Here is an 18,477-nt window from a genome sequence, read left to right on the forward strand (position 1 = left end):
GCCCCGCAGTACCCCAAGGCGCTTCAACACACATGGCAAACATTCTGGTGGTCGACGATGAGCTCGGCATTCGTGATCTGCTGTCGGAAATCCTGAACGACGAAGGTCACAGCGTAGACCTCGCAGAAAACGCCACCCAGGCGCGCACGGCCCGGGCAGGCAACACCTACGACCTCGTGCTGCTCGACATCTGGATGCCGGACACCGACGGGGTTTCGTTGCTCAAGGAATGGGCCACAGCGGGCGTGCTGACGATGCCCGTGATCATGATGAGTGGCCACGCCACCATCGACACCGCCGTAGAGGCCACCCGGATCGGCGCCTTCTCGTTTCTTGAAAAACCCATCACCCTGCAAAAGCTGCTCAAGGCGGTGGAGCAGGGCCTGGCACGCAACGCTGCCCACCAGTCCGCCCCGGTGGCTGCGGCCCCAGCGCCCGTCCATACCCCGGCCGACCCCACGTTTTCGCAACTGCCTGCTGTGTCGGCCATCATGGCTGGCGTCGAGGCTGGCCCGCACGCGCACCAAGGGTTTGACCTGGACCGCCCCCTGCGCGAAGCGCGCGATGGTTTTGAAAAAGCCTATTTCGAATTCCACTTGGCCCGCGAAGGCGGTTCCATGACGCGCGTGGCCGAAAAGACGGGCCTTGAGCGCACGCACCTTTATCGCAAGCTGCGCCAGCTAGGGGTCGATCTCGGCCGGGGCAAACGCGGGTAGGCTTGCAAGAAATTATTGGCGGTTTCGCCTAAACGGCCTTTTTTTCTGGTTATAATTTGAGGCTCAGGCCCGGTAGCTCAGTCGGTAGAGCAGAGGATTGAAAATCCTTGTGTCGGTGGTTCGATTCCGCCCCAGGCCACCAAATAAAAGCCCTTGATTTTTGCTAATCAAGGGCTTTTTCCATTCTGCATGCGGTGTCCACGGCGCTGGGTCGTGCCTCGGAGGGGCTTTGGACGGGTCTCCTGTCGCGCCACCAAGCTGCCCAGAGCGTTCTTCTCGCGGCAGCACCGCATCCGATGTTTGCGTTCACCGAGGCTGTGGCCGGTGTGCGTTGAACACTTCCTCATCGCTTCGACACTTCACCCATGCCCCTCCTGAAGGACACCACCCTCGGTATCGACTTTGGCACTTCCAACTCCGCGATGGCCGTGCGCCAGGGGGCGGGGTTGGCGCGGATGATTGCGCTGGAAGGGAGTGCGCACACACTGCCCACCGCACTGTTCTTCAACGCAGAGGATCACCGCACGCACTTTGGTCGCGATGCCGTGGGCCAGTATCTGGCGGGCACCGAGGGGCGCCTGATGCGGTCGCTCAAGAGCCTGCTCGGTAGTGCGCTGCTGCAGGACAAGACGGCGGTGCACAACAAGATGGTGAGCTACCAGGACATCATCAGCCTGTTCTTGCGCATGCTGGTGCAAAGGGCGCGCGATGAGCTGGGCGGCATGCCTGCCCGTGTGGTGATGGGGCGGCCGGTGCATTTTGTGGATGGGGATGCCGACCGCGATCAGCAGGCGGAAGATGCGTTGCGCCAGGCTGCGCTGGATGCGGGGTTTGCCGAGGTGTCGTTCCAGCTGGAGCCGATTGCCGCAGCGCTGGACTACGAGCAGCGTATCGCGCACGAGTCGCTGGTGCTGGTGGTGGACATTGGGGGAGGTACCTCGGACTTCACAGTGGTGCGGTTGGGGCCGGAGCGCATGGCGCGTGCCGAGCGCGGCAGCGATGTGCTGGCCACCACCGGCGTGCACGTGGGTGGCACCGACTTTGACCGGCGGCTGAGCCTGGACCTGTTGATGCCCTTGCTCGGGTTTCGGCACACTGGGCCCACGGGGCGCGAGGTGCCCAGCCGGGTGTTTTTTGACCTGTCCACCTGGCATCTGATTCAGTGGCTGTACTCGCCGCGCGCGCTGCGCGATGCGCAGAACCTGCGCACCGATTATTCCGATGCACGGCTGCACGCGCGGCTCATGCGGGTGCTGCACGAGCGCCTGGGGCACCGCATGGCCAACACGGTGGAGCAGGCCAAGATTGCGGCCTCGTTGGCCGATGCCGAAGCGCCCATGCCGCTGGACTGGATCGAGGCCGGGCTCGGTGCCGCCGTGACACCGGAGGGACTGGCGCAGTCCCTGTTGCAACCCCTCGAACAGGTGGTCGCCTGCGCGCAGGAATGTGTGCAGCTGGCGGGCTTGGGTGTGCAGGGGCTGGATGCGATCTATCTCACCGGGGGCTCGTCGGCCCTGCGGCCGCTGCGGCAGGCGCTCAAAGCGGCGTTTCCCGACACTCCCCAGGTGGAAGGCGATTTGTTTGGCGGGGTGGCGGCCGGGTTGGCGGTGTCAGGGCGATAGATCCGGAGGGGGCTGCGGCACCAGGGCCGGTGGTGGATTTGCTGTGGCGGAGAAGTGCTATTAAAAATATAGCTATCAGCGCTTGTCCATCAAGCGCTAGGTGTTAATTTGGCCTGAAATCCGAGGTGTTATCAGCTCCCGGCGTCGCCTGCTTCGTCCTCATCTTCCCCGCTCGCGCCGCTGCGCTTCCACGCCAGGGCCGTGTCGTACAGCACATTGCGCGATGCACCCGTGATCTCGGCAGCCAGGCGCACGGCGGTTTTCAGCGGCAGCTCCTGCACCAGCAGGCGCAACACCCGCAGGCTGGCGCCATCGTCGCTGGCCACCGCCACCGGGTGCAGCAGCACCACAAACTCGCCGCGCGAGCGCTGGGGTGCGCCGTCCAGCCAAGCTGTCAGCTCCCGGGCGGGCCGCGTGGTCACTTCCTCGAACTGCTTGGTCAGCTCCCGTGCCAGCGTTACCGGACGATCACCCAGCACCGCCAGGGCCTGGGCCAGCTCGTTGATGCGGTGGGGGGCTTCAAGCAGCACCACGCAGCGCGGCTCCAGGGCCAGCTGCTGCGCAATCACCGTGGCGCGTTCGGCGTTCTTCACGGGTAGAAACCCTGCGAACACAAAACCGCCATGTTCAGTGCTGTGGGCCACTGCGCCTGCCACGCTCAGCGCTGTGGTGATGCTGCTGGCGCCGGGTAGGGGCACGGCCCGCAGGCCCGCCGCCTGCACGGCGGCCACGAGCCGGGCGCCAGGGTCACTCACGCCGGGCGTGCCGGCGTCACTCACGTAGACCACGCGCTGGCCCAGCTGCAGCCGCTGCACCACGTTCTGCGCGGCCTCGGCCTCGTTGTGCTGGTGCACCGCCAGCAGCTGTGCGGCGCCCTTGTCGATGCCGTAGGCGCGCAGCATGGACTGCGTGTGGCGCGTGTCTTCGCAGGCCACGGTGTCGGCCATTTGCAGCACGTGCAGCGCGCGCAGGGTGATGTCGGCCAGGTTGCCGATGGGCGTGGCCACCACGTACAAGGCGCCCTCGGGATAATGCTGCGCAGCCGCCGCTTCGCGCGCGGCGCCCTGGGCTGAAGCGAAAGATGCGCTCAATGAAATTCCTTGGAAAGAGAATACCGGCGGGGGGCTCTGGCCCGGCTGCCCCCGCCGCCACCACGCGCGAACGCGGCAATGTGGCGGAGGACCAGGCCCTGGCCCATCTGCAGGCGGCTGGCCTGCAACTGGTGGTGCGCAATTATCGGACGCCCGGACGCGGCGGTGGCGAGATTGATCTGGTCATGCGCGAGCGCGACGGCACGCTGGTGTTTGTCGAAGTGCGCAGCCGGGCGGGCAGTGCGTTCGGCGGCGCGGGGGCCAGCATCGGTGCCACCAAGCAGCAGCGCATCATTTTTGCGGCCCGGCACTACCTGCTGCGCCTGCCATCGCCGCCGCCCTGCCGTTTTGATGTGGTGCTGGTCGAGGCTTCTGTGCAGTGGCTCAAGGCGGCCTTTGATGCGCAGTGACCCCATCCGTTCCCTGTCCCCCATTCGGGCTCCAAAGCAATGCCAGTGACTACGGTTTGCTACAAAAGCTGTAACACGCGGCGGGTATCATCGAGCCCTCATGCTTGAGCAACGCATCCAACAGCATTTCATCGACAGCGCCGACCTGAAGTACCAGGCGGCGCAGGTTTTGAGCCATCCCATCGCCGCCGCCGTGCAGGCCGTCCTGGCCTGTGTGACCAGCGGCGGCAAGGTGCTGGCCTGTGGCAACGGCCCCTCGGCCGCCGAGGCGCAGCAGTTCGCTGCGTTTTGCGTGGCGGGTTTCGAGCGCGAACGCCCCGAGCTGGCAGCGCTGGCCCTGACCTCCGACAGCACGCTGCTGACGGCCGCCACAGGAGGCAGTCACGACGCCGCCCAGCAGTTTGCCCGCCAGGTGCGTGCGTTGGGCCAGGCCGGTGACGTGCTGCTGGCTCTGTCGGTGTCCGGCAACGACGCCAACCTGCTGGCCGCTGCCGAAGCCGCCCACGAGCGCGACATGACCGTGGTGGTGCTGACCGGCCGCACCGGCGGCAAGCTGGCCGCCATGCTGCGCGAAACCGACGTGTTGATCAGCGTGCCCCACGACCGCGCAGCGCGCGTGCGCGAAGTCCATGCCCTGGTGCTGCATTGCCTGAGCGATGGTGTGGACGCCCAGTTACTTGGTGAACAGGAGAATCCGCTATGAAGCAACAAACAACCATGAACCGTACCCAGCGCACGGTGTGCACCGTGCTGGCCGCAGCCGCCCTCGCTGCAGGCCTGTCGGCCTGCGCGCCGCTGATCGTCGGGGGCGCTGTGGTGGGTGGCGTGATGGCCGTGGACCGCCGCACGGCGGGCACCCAGATCGAGGATGAAGGCATCGAACTGCGCGCGGCCAACCGTATCCGCGAGACGTTTGGCGACCGCGTGCACGTGAACGTGACGAGCTACAACCGCCAGGCCCTGCTGACGGGCGAAGTCCCCAATGCGCAGGAGCGCCAGGCCGTCGAGCAATTGGTGTCGCAGGTGGAGAACGTGCGCTCGGTGGTGAACGACCTGACCATCACCACCTTCTCCAGCACCCTGAGCCAGCGTTCCAACGACACCTTCATCACCGGCAAGGTCCGCGCCAGCCTGGTGGACGCGCAGGACATCTCGGCCAATTCCTTCAAGGTGGTGACCGAGCGCAACGTTGTCTATCTGATGGGCCGCGTGTCGCAGCGCGAAGCGAACCGCGCCACCGAGATTGCGCGCGGGGTGAGCGGCGTGAGCAAGGTGGTGCGTGTGTTCGAGATCGTCTCGGAAGAAGAACTGCGCCGCATCGCTCCGCAACCTGCACCCGTCACCACGGATGACACCAAGCCCTCTGGGGGCTGAAGATCGTTTTCAGCCGGCTCGACAGCCTGCACAACTGGTAGATCAAAAAAAATCCCGGCTCGCACCACGCAACCCGGGATTTTTTCTTGGGGACTCCGCACCGCGCGCGGCTGCGTGAAACTGGCGTGGCCGAGGCCGGCACCCCCGCGCAAGGGCCGCCAAGCTGCGAATGCAGCGTTGCACTTGCGGGCGCTGGGGGAGGGCGCGAAGCGCCCACGGGGTGCTTTATTTCAACCGCTGGATGAGGGACGATGTATCCCAGCGGTTGCCACCCATTCTCTGCACATCGGCATAGAACTGGTCCACCAGGGCCGTCACCGGCACGCGTGAACCGTTGCGCTTGGCCTCATCGAGCACCAGGCCCAGGTCCTTGCGCATCCAGTCCACGGCAAAGCCAAAGTCGAACTTGCCGTCCACCATGGTCTTGCCACGGTTGTCCATCTGCCAGCTTTGGGCGGCGCCTTTGCCGATCACGTCGAGGACCTGTTTCATGTCCAGCCCCGCGTTCTGGCCAAAGGCCACGGCCTCGGACAGGGCCTGCACCAGCCCGGCAATACAGATCTGGTTGACCATCTTGGCCAGCTGTCCCGAGCCACTGGCACCCAGCAGCGTGAAGGCACGCGAGAACGCCATGGCTACGGGTTGGGCTGCCTCGAAGGCTGCGGCATCGCCGCCGCACATCACGGTGAGCAGGCCGTTCTGCGCGCCGGCCTGGCCGCCCGACACAGGGGCATCCACAAACTGCAGGCCCAACGCCTGGGCGGCTGCGTACAGCTCGCGCGCCACCTCGGCCGATGCCGTGGTGTGGTCCACAAAAATCGCACCCGGCTTCATGCCCGCAAAGGCGCCGTCCGCGCCCAGCGTGACAGAGCGCAGGTCATCGTCGTTGCCCACGCAGCAGAACACGATGTCCGCGCCCGCAGCGGCTTCGCGCGGCGTTGCCGCATGTTTTGGCGCCTTGGCGCTTGCATATTCTGCGCACCAAGCTATTGATTTGGTAGCGGTCCGGTTGTAAACCGTCACCTCATGCCCGGCCAGTGCAAGGTGTCCGGCCATCGGGTAGCCCATCACACCCAAGCCCAGAAAGGCGACCTTGCGGGAAGGGGTGGCGTCGTAGTTGCGGGGGTTGGTGCTTGGCATGGAGATAAAAGGATTTGGATCAAAAAGAAAAGCCCGCGATGGGCGCGCACTTGCCAGTGCCACCGTGGAGCGGGCTTTGCCCGGCCACCGGTGGCGTCCCCCCCTGGGGGGAAGGCGCCGCAGGCGACTCAGGGGGGGCTTTCAGACTATGGCGAAATGCTCGGTACCCGAAGCCAGGTCTGGCGACTTGGCGCGCTGGCTGTTGAGCTTGATCTGCAGGCGCAGGTCATTGAGCGAGTCGGCGTTGCGCAGCGCGTCTTCGTAGCTGATCACGTTGGCCTCGTACAGGTCGAACAGCGCCTGGTCAAAGGTCTGCATGCCCAGGTTGCGGCTCTTTTTCATGATCTCCTTGATCTCGGAGACATCGCCCTTGAAGATCAGGTCGGAGATCAGCGGCGTGTTCAGCATGATCTCCACCGCAGCCGCACGGCCCTTGCCGTCCTGCTTGGGGATCAGGCGCTGCGAGACCATGGCGCGCAGGTTCAGCGACAAATCCATCAGCAGCTGCGCGCGGCGCTCTTCAGGGAAGAAGTTGATGATACGGTCCAGCGCCTGGTTGGCGCTGTTGGCGTGCAGCGTGGCCAGGCACAGGTGGCCGGTTTCGGCAAAGGCCACGGCATGTTCCATGGTCTCGCGGTCGCGGATTTCGCCCATCAGGATCACGTCGGGCGCCTGGCGCAGCGTGTTCTTGAGGGCCGCTTCCCAACTGTCGGTATCCAGCCCCACTTCGCGCTGCGTGACCACGCAGTTCTTGTGCGGGTGCACGAATTCCACCGGGTCTTCCACCGTGATGATGTGGCCGAACGAGTTCTCGTTGCGCCAGTCCACCATGGCGGCCAGCGTGGTCGATTTGCCCGAGCCCGTGGCACCCACCAGGATGCACAGGCCGCGCTTGGTCATCGTCACTTCCTTGAGCACCTGCGGCACGCCCAGGCCGTCGATGGTGGGCAGCGTGAGCGGAATCGTCCGCATCACCATGCCCACGTGTCCTTGCTGGATGAAGGCGTTGACGCGAAAGCGGCCGATGCCGGCGGGCGAGATGGCGAAGTTGCACTCCTTGGTGCGCTCGAAGTCGGCCACCTGCTTGTCGCTCATGATGGCGCGCGCCAGCGTGAGCGTGTGGTTGGGGGAGAGCGGCTGGGGCGACACCTTGGTCACCTTGCCATCTACCTTGATGGCGGGTGGAAAGTCTGCGGTGATGAACAAGTCGCTGCCGTTGCGGCCCACCATCAACTTGAGCAGGTCATTGATGAATTTACTGGCCTGATCGCGTTCCATCAGAAGTTCTCCCGGGGCTGTTCGTCGGCTGGACGATCATTGATCTTGTCGTGGCGCATCATTACTTGTGGTTGTCGCTCAGGCGCGCACTCACCACGCGCAGGCGCAGCGACAGCTTGCGGGCCAGCAGTGCAATCAGGCTGGCTGCAAGCTGCGGGTCCTTGGTCATCATGTCGTCCATGGCTTCGGCGCTCAGCACGGCGATCTCGCAGTCAGTGAGCGTGGTGCAGGCCGAAAAGCGGATGCCGCTGTCGAGCAGCGACATCTCGCCCAGGATGTCACCGGGCCGCGTCTCGGCCAGGCGCAATTGCTCGCCCCAGGGCTGCACACGGTCCACGGCGATGGTGCCCGTGAGCAGCACCACCATGAAATTGCCGTACTCGTCCTGACGGATCACATCGCGGTTGGACGGGATGGCCGCAAATTCGAAGAAGCGCTCCATGCGCTCCACGGCGTCCTTGTCCAGGTGCGCCATGTATTTGTCTTTGGCCCACAGACCTTGCAGCAGCTTGCCGCCTCGGCTGGTGGGCAGGCGTTTGGCGCCTACTTCCACGGCACGTGCCTCCCAGGGCACCAGCATCGAATCGTCTACGCCCTGGCCTGCAAAGGCCGTGGAGAACAGCACGGAATCCGTGTGGTCTTCCGCAGGCTTGCCGCCCCGGGTTTTCATTTTCAGAAGGCTCAGAATGCCTTTCATATCGGGCTCCGGTATGCGGCGCCTGCGGGGGCCGCAAAGTCGTTCATGGGTGTGTGCTGCGGGGGGCTCAGCCAGGGAAGTTCTCGGGGATCTTGGCCTTGCTGCGGGCCTCGGCCGGGCTGATGATGTTGCGGCGCACGAGGTCGGTGAGGTTCTGGTCCAGCGTCTGCATGCCCACGCTGTTGCTGGTCTGGATGGTGGAGTACATCTGCGCCACCTTGGCCTCGCGAATCAGGTTGCGGATGGCGCTGGTGCCCAGCATGATCTCGTGCGCGGCCACGCGGCCCGAGCCATCCTTGGTCTTGCACAGTGTCTGCGAGATCACGGCCTGCAGCGATTCGGACAACATCGCACGCACCATTTCCTTTTCTTCGGCCGGGAACACGTCGATGATCCGGTCAATCGTCTTGGCAGCGCTGGAGGTGTGCAGTGTGCCAAACACCAAGTGGCCCGTTTCCGCCGCCGTCATGGCCAGGCGGATGGTTTCGAGGTCGCGCATTTCACCCACCAGAATGGCGTCCGGGTCTTCGCGCAGTGCGGACTTCAGCGCGGCGGCAAACGACAGCGTCATCGGCCCCACTTCGCGCTGGTTGATCAGGCACTTCTTGGATTCGTGCACGAACTCGATCGGGTCTTCCACCGTGAGGATGTGGCCGTATTCGGTTTCGTTGAGGTAGTTCACCATGGCCGCGAGCGTGGTGGATTTGCCCGAGCCCGTAGGCCCGGTCACCAGCACCAGGCCGCGCGGCTTGAGGGCCAGGTCGCCGAAGATCTTGGGTGCGTTGAGCTGCTCCAGCGTCAGGATCTTGCTTGGAATCGTCCGGAACACGGCGGCGGCGCCCCGGTTCTGGTTGAAGGCGTTGACGCGAAAACGTGCCAGGCCTTCGATTTCAAAAGAGAAGTCGACTTCCAGAAACTCTTCATACGTCTTGCGCTGCGCGTCGCTCATGATGTCGTACACCATGGCATGCACCGTCTTGTGGTCCAGCGCATCGACGTTGATGCGCCGCACATCGCCGTGGACCCGGATCATGGGCGGCAGGCCTGCGGAGAGGTGCAGGTCGGAGGCCTTGTTCTTGACGCTGAACGCGAGCAGTTGGGTAATGTCCACGGAATCCCTCTATCGTTTGGTACGCTTGCCAAACATTATGACCACGATTGCTAACAACCTCCAACAGGTTCTGGGCAGGATGGCGCAGGCGTGCAAAGCCGCCGGGCGCGATCCGGCCAGCGTTTCCTTGCTGGCCGTTTCCAAGACCTTTGGCGCCGATGCGGTGCTGGAGGCCGTGGCCGCCGGCCAGCGCGACTTCGGCGAAAACTACATCCAGGAAGGCGTGGACAAGATTGCGGCTGTGCGCGCCGCCTTGCCCGATGTGGCGCTGCAGTGGCACTGCATAGGCCCCATTCAGAGCAACAAGACCCGCCTGGTGGCCGAGCACTTTGGCTGGGTGCATACGGTGGACCGGCTCAAGATCGCCGAGCGCCTGTCGGCCCAGCGGCCCGATCACCTGCCGCCGCTGCAGATATGTATCCAGGTCAATATCGATGGAGGCCCCACCAAGTCAGGTGTGGCTCCTGCTGAAACGCTGGAGTTGGTGCGGGCTGTCGCAAAACTGCCACGGCTGGTGGTGCGGGGGCTCATGAGCATTCCGGACCATGCTCCTGAATTTGAAGCGCAACTGGCAATCCACACCAGCGCCAAGAGGCTTTTTGACCAAATATCTGCCTTGGGCGGACCGGGCCTGGGGAAGTTCGACACCCTGTCCCTGGGCATGACGGCCGACCTGGAGGCCGCCATTCAGGCAGGCAGCACGCTGGTGCGCGTGGGCACCGGCGTGTTTGGTGGACGGACCTACCCCGCCGCCTGAGCGGGCTCAGCCCGGCAGCGTGAAGCGCGCCACGCAGTCCAGCGCCGCTGTCACATCCGCCTCACTCACATCCAGGTGCGTCACCCAGCGCAGCCGGGTGGCGCCGCCATACAGGCTGCTGGTGACGCGCACGCCGTGCTGCGCCAGCCAGGCGGTGAAGGCTGGGGCCACCTCTGCGTGCAGGTCGGTGAAGAGGATGTTGGTTTGCCACGGCAGCACGGTGAGCTTGCCCTGCAGCACGGGGTGGCTGCGGTTGGCTTCGGACAGCCCTTGGGCCAGCCGGTCCAGGCGGGCGTGGTCTTCCGCCAGGCGCCGCACATGGTGCTGCAGCGCGTAGTGGCCGGCAGCCGCCAGCACACCCGCCTGCCGCATGCCGCCGCCCAAAATCTTGCGGGTGCGGCGCGCCTGCCGGATGAAGTCGCGCGAGCCCAGCACCAGCGAGCCCACGGGCGCGCCCAGGCCCTTGCTCAGGCACAGCGATGTGGAATCAAAGTGGCTGCACAGCGCGCGCGCTTCCGCATACACATCGGTGCCGTTGCGCGCGGCATTGGCCGTGGCAGCGTTGAACATGCGTGCGCCGTCCAGGTGCATTGCCAGCCCCCGGCTGCGCGCCAGCTGTGCCACCTCGGCGATGTAGGCGGGGGGCAACACCTGGCCGCCGGTCGTGTTCTCCAGCACCACCAGGCGGGTGCGGGCAAAGTGCGGGTCGTCGGGCTTGATCGCGGCGGCGATGTCGGCCAGACGCAGGGTGCCGTCAGGCTGCGTTTCCACGGGCTGGGGCTGGATGGAGCCCAGCACCGCCATGCCACCCGCCTCCCAGCGGTAGGTGTGCCAGCTCTGGCCCACGATGGCCTCGTCGCCGCGCTGGCAGTGGCCCCACAGTGCGATCAGGTTGGTCTGCGTGCCCGAGGGGGCGAACAGCGCAGCCTCGAAACCCAGCAGCTCGGCGGCATGTTCCTGCAGTGCGTTCACTGAAGGGTCGTCGGCAAACACATCGTCGCCCAGCGGGGCCTTGAACATGGCCTCGCGCATGGCGGGCGTGGGCTGGGTGACGGTGTCGCTGCGAAAGTCGGGCATGGGCGCGGTCCTTGTGGGTCGGGTCAATGAATGCAATGACCGGCCATGGTAGCGGCGGCCTGTGGCGGTTGCCGCTGTGGGGATTTCGGCGCCCTTCGGCGCCGTGGCATCAAGGCCGCGTCATCTTGCACTCGGTGCCTTGGGCTATTTCATTGCCGGTGTAGGCGGCATCGGTGCGAAAGCCATAGTTCGTGCCTTCCCAGCCCACCTTCACGGCCTTGCCGTCCACCGGCGCGATGGTGTTGACCACCTGGGGCAGCAGCAGCTGGTGGTCTTCCCCGCGCATGCGCACCGGGCCCACCACCGAATCGATGGTCAGGTCTTCCAGCGCGCGGGCCACCTTCACCGGGTCGGTGGACTGGGCCTTGTTGATGGCGGCGGCGAGGAAGCGCGGCGTCATCTCAATGCGCGGCGCGAGAAAGTCCTTGCCCGTCTTGGCCTTGTAGGTCTTGGCCAGCGCGTCCACCTTGGGGGTGTCGGCTTGGCCGGGGTGCCATTCGGCCACCCAGGTCAGCTGGCCCTGCTTGGCCTGCGACACCGCCAGCACCGTGCCGGGGATGGAGCCCGCGCTGTGGTTGAAGTAGCGCAGGTTGTAGCCCGCGTCACCCGCCGCCTTGAGCAGCAGCGTCATGTCCTGCCCCCAGTTGCCGGTGATGACCGAGTCGGCCTCCGTGCTCTTGACCTTGGCGAGGTAGGGCGCAAAGTCCTTCACGCGGCCGATGGGGTGCAGCGCCTCGCCCACAAACTGGATGTCGGGCCGCGCCAGGCCCACCATCTCGCGGCCATAGTGCGCCCACTGCTTGCCATGCGCGTAGTCCTGGTTCAGCAGGTACACCTTCTTGATGTCCGGCTGCTTCTTGATGTAGTTGGCAATGGCCTTCATCTTCATGGCCGTGTTGGCCTCGAACTGGAAGTGCCAGAAGTTGCACGCCTTGCCCGTCAGCTCGGGGTCGATGGAGGAGTGGTTCAGCACCAGGATCTCCTTGCCCGGGTTGCGCTGGTTGTGGCGCGCTGCCGCCTGCACCAGTGCCGTGACCACAGACGAACCCGAGCCGCCCGTCACGATGGCCTTGGCCCCCTGGTCGATGGCGGCCTGCAGCGCACTCTGGCTTTCCTGCGCCGAAAGCTTGCTGTCGAACTGCAGCAGCTGCAGCTTGGTGCCCTTGAGCACGCCGCCCTTGGCGTTGATGTCCTCGATGGCGTACTGCGTGTGGGTGAGCATCAGCTCGCCCACATTGGCGAACGGGCCCGACAGCGGATCGATGTAGGCGACCTTGAAGGTCTCCTGCGCGCTGGCGGCTGTACCGATCAGCAGGGCCGCCGCAGCGGCCAGGGGGGTGAGGAACACGGTTTTCATGGGTTTTGTCTCCGGTGGTTGTTGTGCTTGGTGTAGGGGGGCTGCGGTGCGCGTCAGGCTGGGTTGCGCTTGCGGGTTCGCCGCAGCCCCAGCACACGCCAGGCCAGCTGCGCCAGCTCCTGCGCCACCTCGTCTTGCGACAGGCGGCCGTCAGGGCGGTACCAGTTGTAGAGAAAGCCGGGCAGGCTGCAGGCGGCCAGGGCGGTGATCTTGGTGTCGTTGAACTCGAACATGCCGTCCTGGCGGCCCTGTTCGAGCAGCGCGCACAGCCGGTCGTAGAAGTGGTTCGCCAGATCCTTCTGCGCCGCCAGGTACTCGGGCCGGTACACCTGCGGCTCGCGGTACGGGAAGAAGGCCGAGGGGTGGTGCTCCAGCGTGGCGCGGATCAGCCGCTCGATGCCTTCCGTCACCTTCACATGGGCAGGCCGGTCATCGTCCGCCGCAAAGTCCATCGCAGTGAAACACGCCACGGCAGGCGCCCACGACAGCGTCTCGAAGATCTCCTGCTTGTTGCGAAAGTAGTAGTACACAAAGGGCTTGGTCACGCCCAGCTGCTGCACGATCTGCTCGATGGTGGTGTTGGCGTAGCCCTGCGCATCGAACAGCGCCTCGGCTGCGCGCAGGATGCGTTCGCGCTTTTCGTCCGACCCGGCCGTGGCGGCCTTCTGGCGGCCGCTGGCCTGCACGGGGGGCTGCTGGTTCATCGGTGTCCTTTGCGCGACGTTGGAGTTATACCCATGGGTAGCATTGTTCTACCGAGCGGTATATATTGGCAAGACGCTGGCGGGTGAGGGCGCTCAGAGAAAACCCTGAGTGGCCGCCAAGAACCAGCGATTCCAGACACCTCGGAGACAACGCCATGCCTTCTGCCGCACCGCAGCTGCCGCTGCACGAACACCTGCGCCGCCACGCGCGCGAAACGCCCGACCGCATCGCCTACCTCTGGTACGGCCAGCCCCTCACGTGGGCGCAGCTTGATGCGGCCAGTGATGCATTTGCCGCGCGCCTGCAGGCGCTGGGTGTGGCCAAGGGCGAGCCCGTGGCGCTGTTCATGAACAACTGCCCGCAGTACGTGATGGCGCACTACGGCATCCAGAAGATCGGCGCCATCGTCTGTCCTTGCGGGCCGCTGAACAAGGAGCATGAGCTGGAATACCAGCTCACCGACCTGCAGGCGCGCGTGATCGTCGCGGCCGATGTGCTGCTGCCCGTGGTGGACAAGGTGCGCGCCAAGACCGCGCTGCAGCAGGTGTTTGTGGTGCGCTATGCCGAGCTGCTGCCCGAGGGCGCGCCCAGCATCGACGTACCCGCCGAGCTGCTGGCCATGCGCGCCGCCATGGCGCCGGTGCCTGCGGGCTGCGAAGACTTCCTGGCCGCCACCCGCACCGGTGCGCGGCCTGCGCCCGTGGCGCTGTCGATGGATGACATCTCGCTCATGACCTACACCTCGGGCACCACCGGGTTACCGAAGGGCGCGATGCTGAGCTACGGCAACGCCACGTTCAAGACCGCTGCATCGGCGGACTGCAATGGCATGACACCGCACGAAACGCTGCTGGCAGTGGCGCCGCTGTACCACATCGCCGGCATGGTGATGGGCGTGAACCTGCCGGTCTACACCGGCGCCACCGCCGTGCTGCTGTACCGTTTTGATCCATTGGGCGTGGCCCAGGCGCTGGAGCGCCACCGCGTGACCTGGTGGTACAGCATCGCGCCCATGAACGGCGCGCTCATGCAGGTGCCCGGCGCACGCGAGATGGACTGGAGCGCGCTGCGCCGCAACCCAGTCACCAGCTTCGGCATCACCTTCACCGAGGCGCTGGCCCTGCAGTGGCAGCAGTTCGCGCCGAACTGCATTGCGCACGAGGCGGCCTATGGCCTGTCGGAAACCCACACCGTGGACACCGCCATGCCGGTGGACGCGATCCGCTGGGGCACCCAGGGCAAGCCCGTGCCGGGCAACACCCTGCGCATCGTCGACCCCGACACCGGTGCGCCGCTGTCCGTTGGCGAGGTGGGCGAGATCACCATCCACGGCCCCGGCAACTTCAAGGGCTACTGGAACAAGCCCGAGGCCACGGCCAAGACGCTGCGGGATGGCTGGGTCTACACCGGCGACATGGGCAAGATCGATGCGGACGGCTATGTCACCTTCATCGGCCGTTTCAAGGAAATGATCAAGGTGTCGGGCTACAGCGTGTTCCCCGAAGAGGTCGAGACCCTGCTCATCAAACACCCTGCCGTGGCACAGGCCGCGGTTATTGGCGTGCCCGATGCAGAAAAGGGCGAGGTGGTGCGCGCCTTCATCGTCAAGAAGTCCGGCCAGGAGGTGGACGCCGCCGGCCTGGTGGCCTGGTGCCGCGAGAACATGGCGCCCTACAAAGCCCCGCGCGAGGTGCGTTTCATCGACGCACTGCCCGCCACGGGCGCTGGCAAAGTGCTGCGCCGCCTGCTGCGTGATATTGCTTGAATGAGTGAAAAATTGGCTGCTGGCGCCAGTTGAATATGCGCTGGCAGCTATAAAAAATAGAGCGACTGCCCCATGCCATCTTCTGTTCTGTTCACCAAAGTGCTGGTTGCCAATCGGGGCGAAATCGCACTGCGCACCGTGCGCGCCCTGCACGACCTGGGCATTGCCAGCGTGGCCGTGTATGCCGACGATGACGCCGCCAGCCCCCATGTGCACGCAGCCATTGCGGCCGTGGCACTGGGCGCCACCGGCCCGGCGGCGTACCTGGACGGTGCGCGCCTCATCGCGATTGCCCAGGCGCAGGGCTGCGATGCCGTGCACCCGGGCTATGGCTTCTTGAGCGAGCGCGCCGACTTCGCCCGCGCCTGTGCCGACGCTGGGCTGCGCTTCATCGGCCCCACGCCTGCGCAGCTCGCGCTGTTCGGCGACAAGGCGCAGGCCCGTGCGCTGGCGCAGCAGCAGGGCGTGCCGCTCATGCCCGGTACGCAGGCGGCGGTGACGCTGCTGGAGGCGCAGGCCTTCTTCGCGCAGCACGCCCATGCTGGCATCGTCATCAAGGCCATCGGTGGCGGCGGCGGGCGCGGCATGCGCGCGGTGGCGTCGGCCGATGACTTGCCCGCTGCCTACGCGCGCTGTCGCAGCGAGGCGCAGGCCGCCTTTGGTGTGGACGGCGTGTACGTGGAGCGCCTGATGGGCAACGCCCGCCACATCGAGGTGCAGGTGCTGGGCGACGGGCGCGAGGTGATCGCGCTGGGCGAGCGCGAGTGCACGCTGCAGCGGCGCTTTCAGAAGGTGGTGGAGATCGCGCCCAGCCCTTCGCTGCCCGCAGTGCTGCGCGAGCGGATCACCACCGCCGCACTGTCCATGGCGCGCGCCGTGGCCTACGAGGGCCTGGGCACGTTCGAGTTTCTGGTGGACCTGGCCTCGAACGACCTGCCGTTTGTATTCATCGAATGCAACCCGCGCCTGCAGGTGGAGCACACCATCACCGAAGAGGTCACCGGCGTGGACCTGGTGCAGGCGCAGATCGCGCTGGCCGCAGGCCGCACGCTGCAGAACATTGGCCTCAACCCCGCCGCACCGCCTGCCGTGTTGGGCTTTGCCGTGCAGTGGCGCATCAACGCCGAAACCCTGGACGCGCAGGGCAACGCCACGCCCGGCAGCGGCACGCTCCGCCGTTTTGACCTGCCCGCAGGCCCTGGAGTGCGCGTGGACACGCACGGCGCAGCGGGCGCCACGCCGTCGCCGCACTACGACACGCTGCTGGCCAAGCTCATCGTGCACACGCGCAGCCCGCGTTTTGCCGATGCGCTGCGCCGCTCGCAGCGCGCGCTGGCCGAGTGCCGCATCGACGGTGTAGCCACCAACCTCGCGCTGCTGCAGGCGCTGGCAACGCGGCCCGAAATGGAGAGCCAGCAGGTGCACACGCGCTGGCTGGAGTCAGTGCTGCCAGATCTTCTGATTGATATCAAAAATATAGCTATCGAGGCATATTCGACTAGCACTACAGGGCAAAAAGACCCGCATATCGCCTCTGAAGCCCCTGAAGGAGCCGTGCTGGCCCCCATGCCCGCCCGCCTGGTGCAGCTGAGCGTGGCCGAGGGCGACGTGGTCGCCGCCGGCGCCGAGCTGGCCGTGCTTGAAGCCATGAAGATGGAGCATGCGCTGCTGGCCCCACACGCGGGCCGCGTGGGCGCGCTGCTGGCCGTGGCCGGTGGCTACGTCGCGCAGGGGCAGCCGCTGCTGGTGCTGGACGCGGTGGATGAGGGGGCCGATGTCGAAGTGCAGGGCGGTACGGTACATGACCCGGACCACATCCGCGCCGACCTGCAACGCGTGATCGACCGCCACGCCTTCACGCTCGACGCGGCGCGCCCCGACGCCATGGCCAAGCGCCACGCGCAAGGTGGCCGCTCCGCGCGCGAGAACATTGCCGACCTGTGCGACGACGGCAGCTTCATCGAATATGGTGCCCTCGCCATCGCCGCGCAGGCGCGCCGCCGCAGCAAGGAAGACCTGATTGCCAACACGCCCGCCGACGGCATGGTCACGGGCATTGGCGGCATCAATGGCGCACTGTTTGGCGACGAGAAGTCCCGCGCCGTCGTCATGTCGTACGACGCCACCGTGCTCGCGGGCACCCAGGGCGCACGCAACCACGCCAAGACCGACCGCATGCTCGGCATCGCGCTGGCGCAGAAGCTGCCGGTGGTGCTGTTCGCCGAGGGCGGCGGCGGGCGCCCGGGCGACACCGACATGCCCGTGGTGGCGGGGCTGCATGTGCACACCTTCGCCAGCTACGCGGCGCTGTCGGGCCAGGTGCCGGTCATCGGCATCGCGGCCGGGCGCTGCTTTGCGGGCAACGCGGCGCTGCTGGGTTGCAGCGACGTGATCATTGCCACGCGCGCCAGCAACATCGGCATGGGCGGCCCGGCCATGATCGAAGGCGGTGGGCTGGGCGTCTTCAAGCCCGAGCAGATCGGACCGAGCCGCGTGCAGCATGCCAACGGCGTGATTGACGTGCTGGTCGATGACCAGGCCGGGGCGGTGCAGGCCGCGCGCCACTACCTGGCGTTCTTCCAGGGCCGCACATCGCAATGGTCCGCGCCCGACCAGCGCCTGCTGCGCGCCGTGGTGCCCGAAAACCGCCTGCGCGTGTACGACACCCGCACGGCGATGGCGGGCCTGGTGGACGACGGCAGCCTGCTGCTGCTGCGCACCGGCTTTGGCGCGGGCATCCACACCGCATTGGCGCGCATCGAAGGCCGCCCCGTGGGCCTGCTGGCCAACAACCCGCAACACCTGGGCGGCGCCATCGACGCCGATGCGGCCGACAAGGGCGCGCGCTTCATGCAGCTGTGCAACGCGCATGGCCTGCCCATCGTGAGCCTGGTGGACACGCCCGGCTTCATGGTCGGCCCCGAGGTCGAAGCCACGGCCCAGGTGCGCCACGTGAGCCGCCTTTTCGTCACCGCCGCCAGTCTGCGCGTACCCACCTTCAGCGTGGTGCTGCGCAAGGGTTACGGCCTGGGCGCCATGGGCATGACGGCCGGGGGCTTCCATGCGCCCGTTTTCACTGTCGCCTGGCCCACGGGCGAGTTCGGCGCCATGGGGCTCGAAGGCGCCGTGCGCCTGGGCTTTCGCAAGGAGCTGGAGGCGCTGCCCGAGGGCGCCGAGCGCGACGCGCTGTTTGCCAAGCTGCTGGCCAAGTCGTACGCCAACGGCGAGGCGATGCACATGGCCGCCACGCTGGAGATCGACGCTGTGATAGACCCGGCCGACACGCGGGCCTGGCTGGCGCGGGGGTTGGCATCGGCGCAGGTGGCGCCGCTGGGTCCACGTTGCATCGATACCTGGTGAAGCAGCACGGCACCTGA

General features: G+C 66.2%; 16 protein-coding genes and 1 tRNA gene. 9 read left to right on the top strand and 8 right to left on the bottom strand.

From position 1 onward, the window contains the following. Nucleotides 1-32: 32 nt before the first annotated feature. The 3 genes from KW832_RS00075 to KW832_RS00085 all read left to right on the top strand — a co-directional run bounded on the left by KW832_RS00075 (nt 33) and on the right by KW832_RS00085 (nt 2,338). Nucleotides 33-716 (top strand): response regulator, encoded by a 684-nt coding sequence (locus KW832_RS00075; RefSeq protein WP_121422031.1) that lies wholly within the window; start codon nt 33-35, stop codon nt 714-716. Nucleotides 717-782: 66 nt separating this feature from the next. Then, nucleotides 783-858: transfer RNA gene (locus KW832_RS00080), tRNA-Phe, on the top strand. Between the two features lie 223 nt (nt 859-1,081). After that, entirely contained in the window at nt 1,082-2,338 is a 1,257-nt protein-coding gene (locus KW832_RS00085) for an Hsp70 family protein (RefSeq protein WP_218299059.1), read from the top strand. A gap of 131 nt (nt 2,339-2,469) precedes the next feature. Here KW832_RS00085 and rsmI read toward each other — a convergent pair whose 3' ends face one another. Next, entirely contained in the window at nt 2,470-3,429 is a 960-nt protein-coding gene (gene rsmI / locus KW832_RS00090) for a 16S rRNA (cytidine(1402)-2'-O)-methyltransferase (protein WP_218299058.1), read from the bottom strand. Here rsmI and KW832_RS00095 point away from each other — a divergent pair. From KW832_RS00095 to KW832_RS00105, 3 genes are all read left to right on the top strand, one after another. Next, a complete protein-coding gene (locus KW832_RS00095; protein WP_218299057.1) occupies nt 3,429-3,839 on the top strand; it encodes a YraN family protein in 411 nt (136 codons plus the stop codon). The two genes, rsmI and KW832_RS00095, sit on opposite strands and share 1 nt — an antisense overlap. Before the next feature lie 100 nt (nt 3,840-3,939). After that, nucleotides 3,940-4,542: an SIS domain-containing protein gene (locus tag KW832_RS00100; RefSeq protein WP_121422035.1), complete on the top strand. Its 603-nt coding sequence runs from the start codon at nt 3,940-3,942 to the stop codon at nt 4,540-4,542. Next, nucleotides 4,539-5,213: a BON domain-containing protein gene (locus tag KW832_RS00105; protein ID WP_218299056.1), complete on the top strand. Its 675-nt coding sequence runs from the start codon at nt 4,539-4,541 to the stop codon at nt 5,211-5,213. The genes KW832_RS00100 and KW832_RS00105 overlap by 4 nt, the downstream gene beginning before the upstream one ends. A 225-nt stretch (nt 5,214-5,438) precedes the next feature. On the opposite strand, the gene KW832_RS00110 is transcribed toward KW832_RS00105, so the two are convergent. The 4 genes from KW832_RS00110 to KW832_RS00125 all read right to left on the bottom strand — a co-directional run bounded on the left by KW832_RS00110 (nt 5,439) and on the right by KW832_RS00125 (nt 9,439). After that, a complete protein-coding gene (locus KW832_RS00110; protein WP_218299055.1) occupies nt 5,439-6,353 on the bottom strand; it encodes an NAD(P)-dependent oxidoreductase in 915 nt (304 codons plus the stop codon). Nucleotides 6,354-6,494: 141 nt separating this feature from the next. Continuing rightward, nucleotides 6,495-7,631, bottom strand: coding sequence for a PilT/PilU family type 4a pilus ATPase (locus KW832_RS00115; protein WP_218299054.1), 1,137 nt, complete (start codon nt 7,629-7,631; stop codon nt 6,495-6,497). A 61-nt stretch (nt 7,632-7,692) separates the two neighbouring features. Beyond that, nucleotides 7,693-8,328: a Crp/Fnr family transcriptional regulator gene (locus KW832_RS00120; RefSeq protein WP_055398403.1), complete on the bottom strand. Its 636-nt coding sequence runs from the start codon at nt 8,326-8,328 to the stop codon at nt 7,693-7,695. Nucleotides 8,329-8,395: 67 nt separating this feature from the next. After that, nucleotides 8,396-9,439: a type IV pilus twitching motility protein PilT gene (locus KW832_RS00125; RefSeq protein WP_055398404.1), complete on the bottom strand. Its 1,044-nt coding sequence runs from the start codon at nt 9,437-9,439 to the stop codon at nt 8,396-8,398. Between the two features lie 37 nt (nt 9,440-9,476). Here KW832_RS00125 and KW832_RS00130 point away from each other — a divergent pair, with 37 nt between their 5' ends. Beyond that, complete coding sequence (locus KW832_RS00130) at nt 9,477-10,196, top strand: YggS family pyridoxal phosphate-dependent enzyme (protein ID WP_218299053.1); 720 nt, start codon at nt 9,477-9,479, stop codon at nt 10,194-10,196. 6 nt (nt 10,197-10,202) lie between these two features. Here the strand turns inward: KW832_RS00130 and ltaE are convergent, their stop codons facing one another. The 3 genes from ltaE to KW832_RS00145 all read right to left on the bottom strand — a co-directional run bounded on the left by ltaE (nt 10,203) and on the right by KW832_RS00145 (nt 13,334). Further along, nucleotides 10,203-11,273, bottom strand: coding sequence for a low-specificity L-threonine aldolase (ltaE, locus tag KW832_RS00135; RefSeq protein ID WP_218299052.1), 1,071 nt, complete (start codon nt 11,271-11,273; stop codon nt 10,203-10,205). Nucleotides 11,274-11,382: 109 nt separating this feature from the next. Beyond that, nucleotides 11,383-12,630, bottom strand: coding sequence for a branched-chain amino acid ABC transporter substrate-binding protein (locus tag KW832_RS00140; RefSeq protein WP_121422039.1), 1,248 nt, complete (start codon nt 12,628-12,630; stop codon nt 11,383-11,385). A gap of 53 nt (nt 12,631-12,683) precedes the next feature. Continuing rightward, the gene (locus tag KW832_RS00145; protein WP_121941770.1) at nt 12,684-13,334 is read right to left on the bottom strand and encodes a TetR/AcrR family transcriptional regulator; all 651 of its coding nucleotides are present in this window, start codon (nt 13,332-13,334) and stop codon (nt 12,684-12,686) included. A 155-nt stretch (nt 13,335-13,489) separates the two neighbouring features. Here KW832_RS00145 and KW832_RS00150 point away from each other — a divergent pair, with 155 nt between their 5' ends. Both KW832_RS00150 and KW832_RS00155 read left to right on the top strand, forming a co-directional pair. Then, entirely contained in the window at nt 13,490-15,100 is a 1,611-nt protein-coding gene (locus KW832_RS00150) for an AMP-binding protein (protein ID WP_218299051.1), read from the top strand. An 87-nt stretch (nt 15,101-15,187) separates the two neighbouring features. After that, nucleotides 15,188-18,460 (top strand): carboxyl transferase domain-containing protein, encoded by a 3,273-nt coding sequence (locus tag KW832_RS00155; RefSeq protein WP_218299114.1) that lies wholly within the window; start codon nt 15,188-15,190, stop codon nt 18,458-18,460. The last annotated feature ends 17 nt before the right edge of the window (nt 18,461-18,477 follow it).

The sequence above is a fragment of the Acidovorax sp. sif0632 genome (assembly GCF_019218805.1).
GTDB lineage: Bacteria > Pseudomonadota > Gammaproteobacteria > Burkholderiales > Burkholderiaceae_C > Acidovorax > Acidovorax facilis.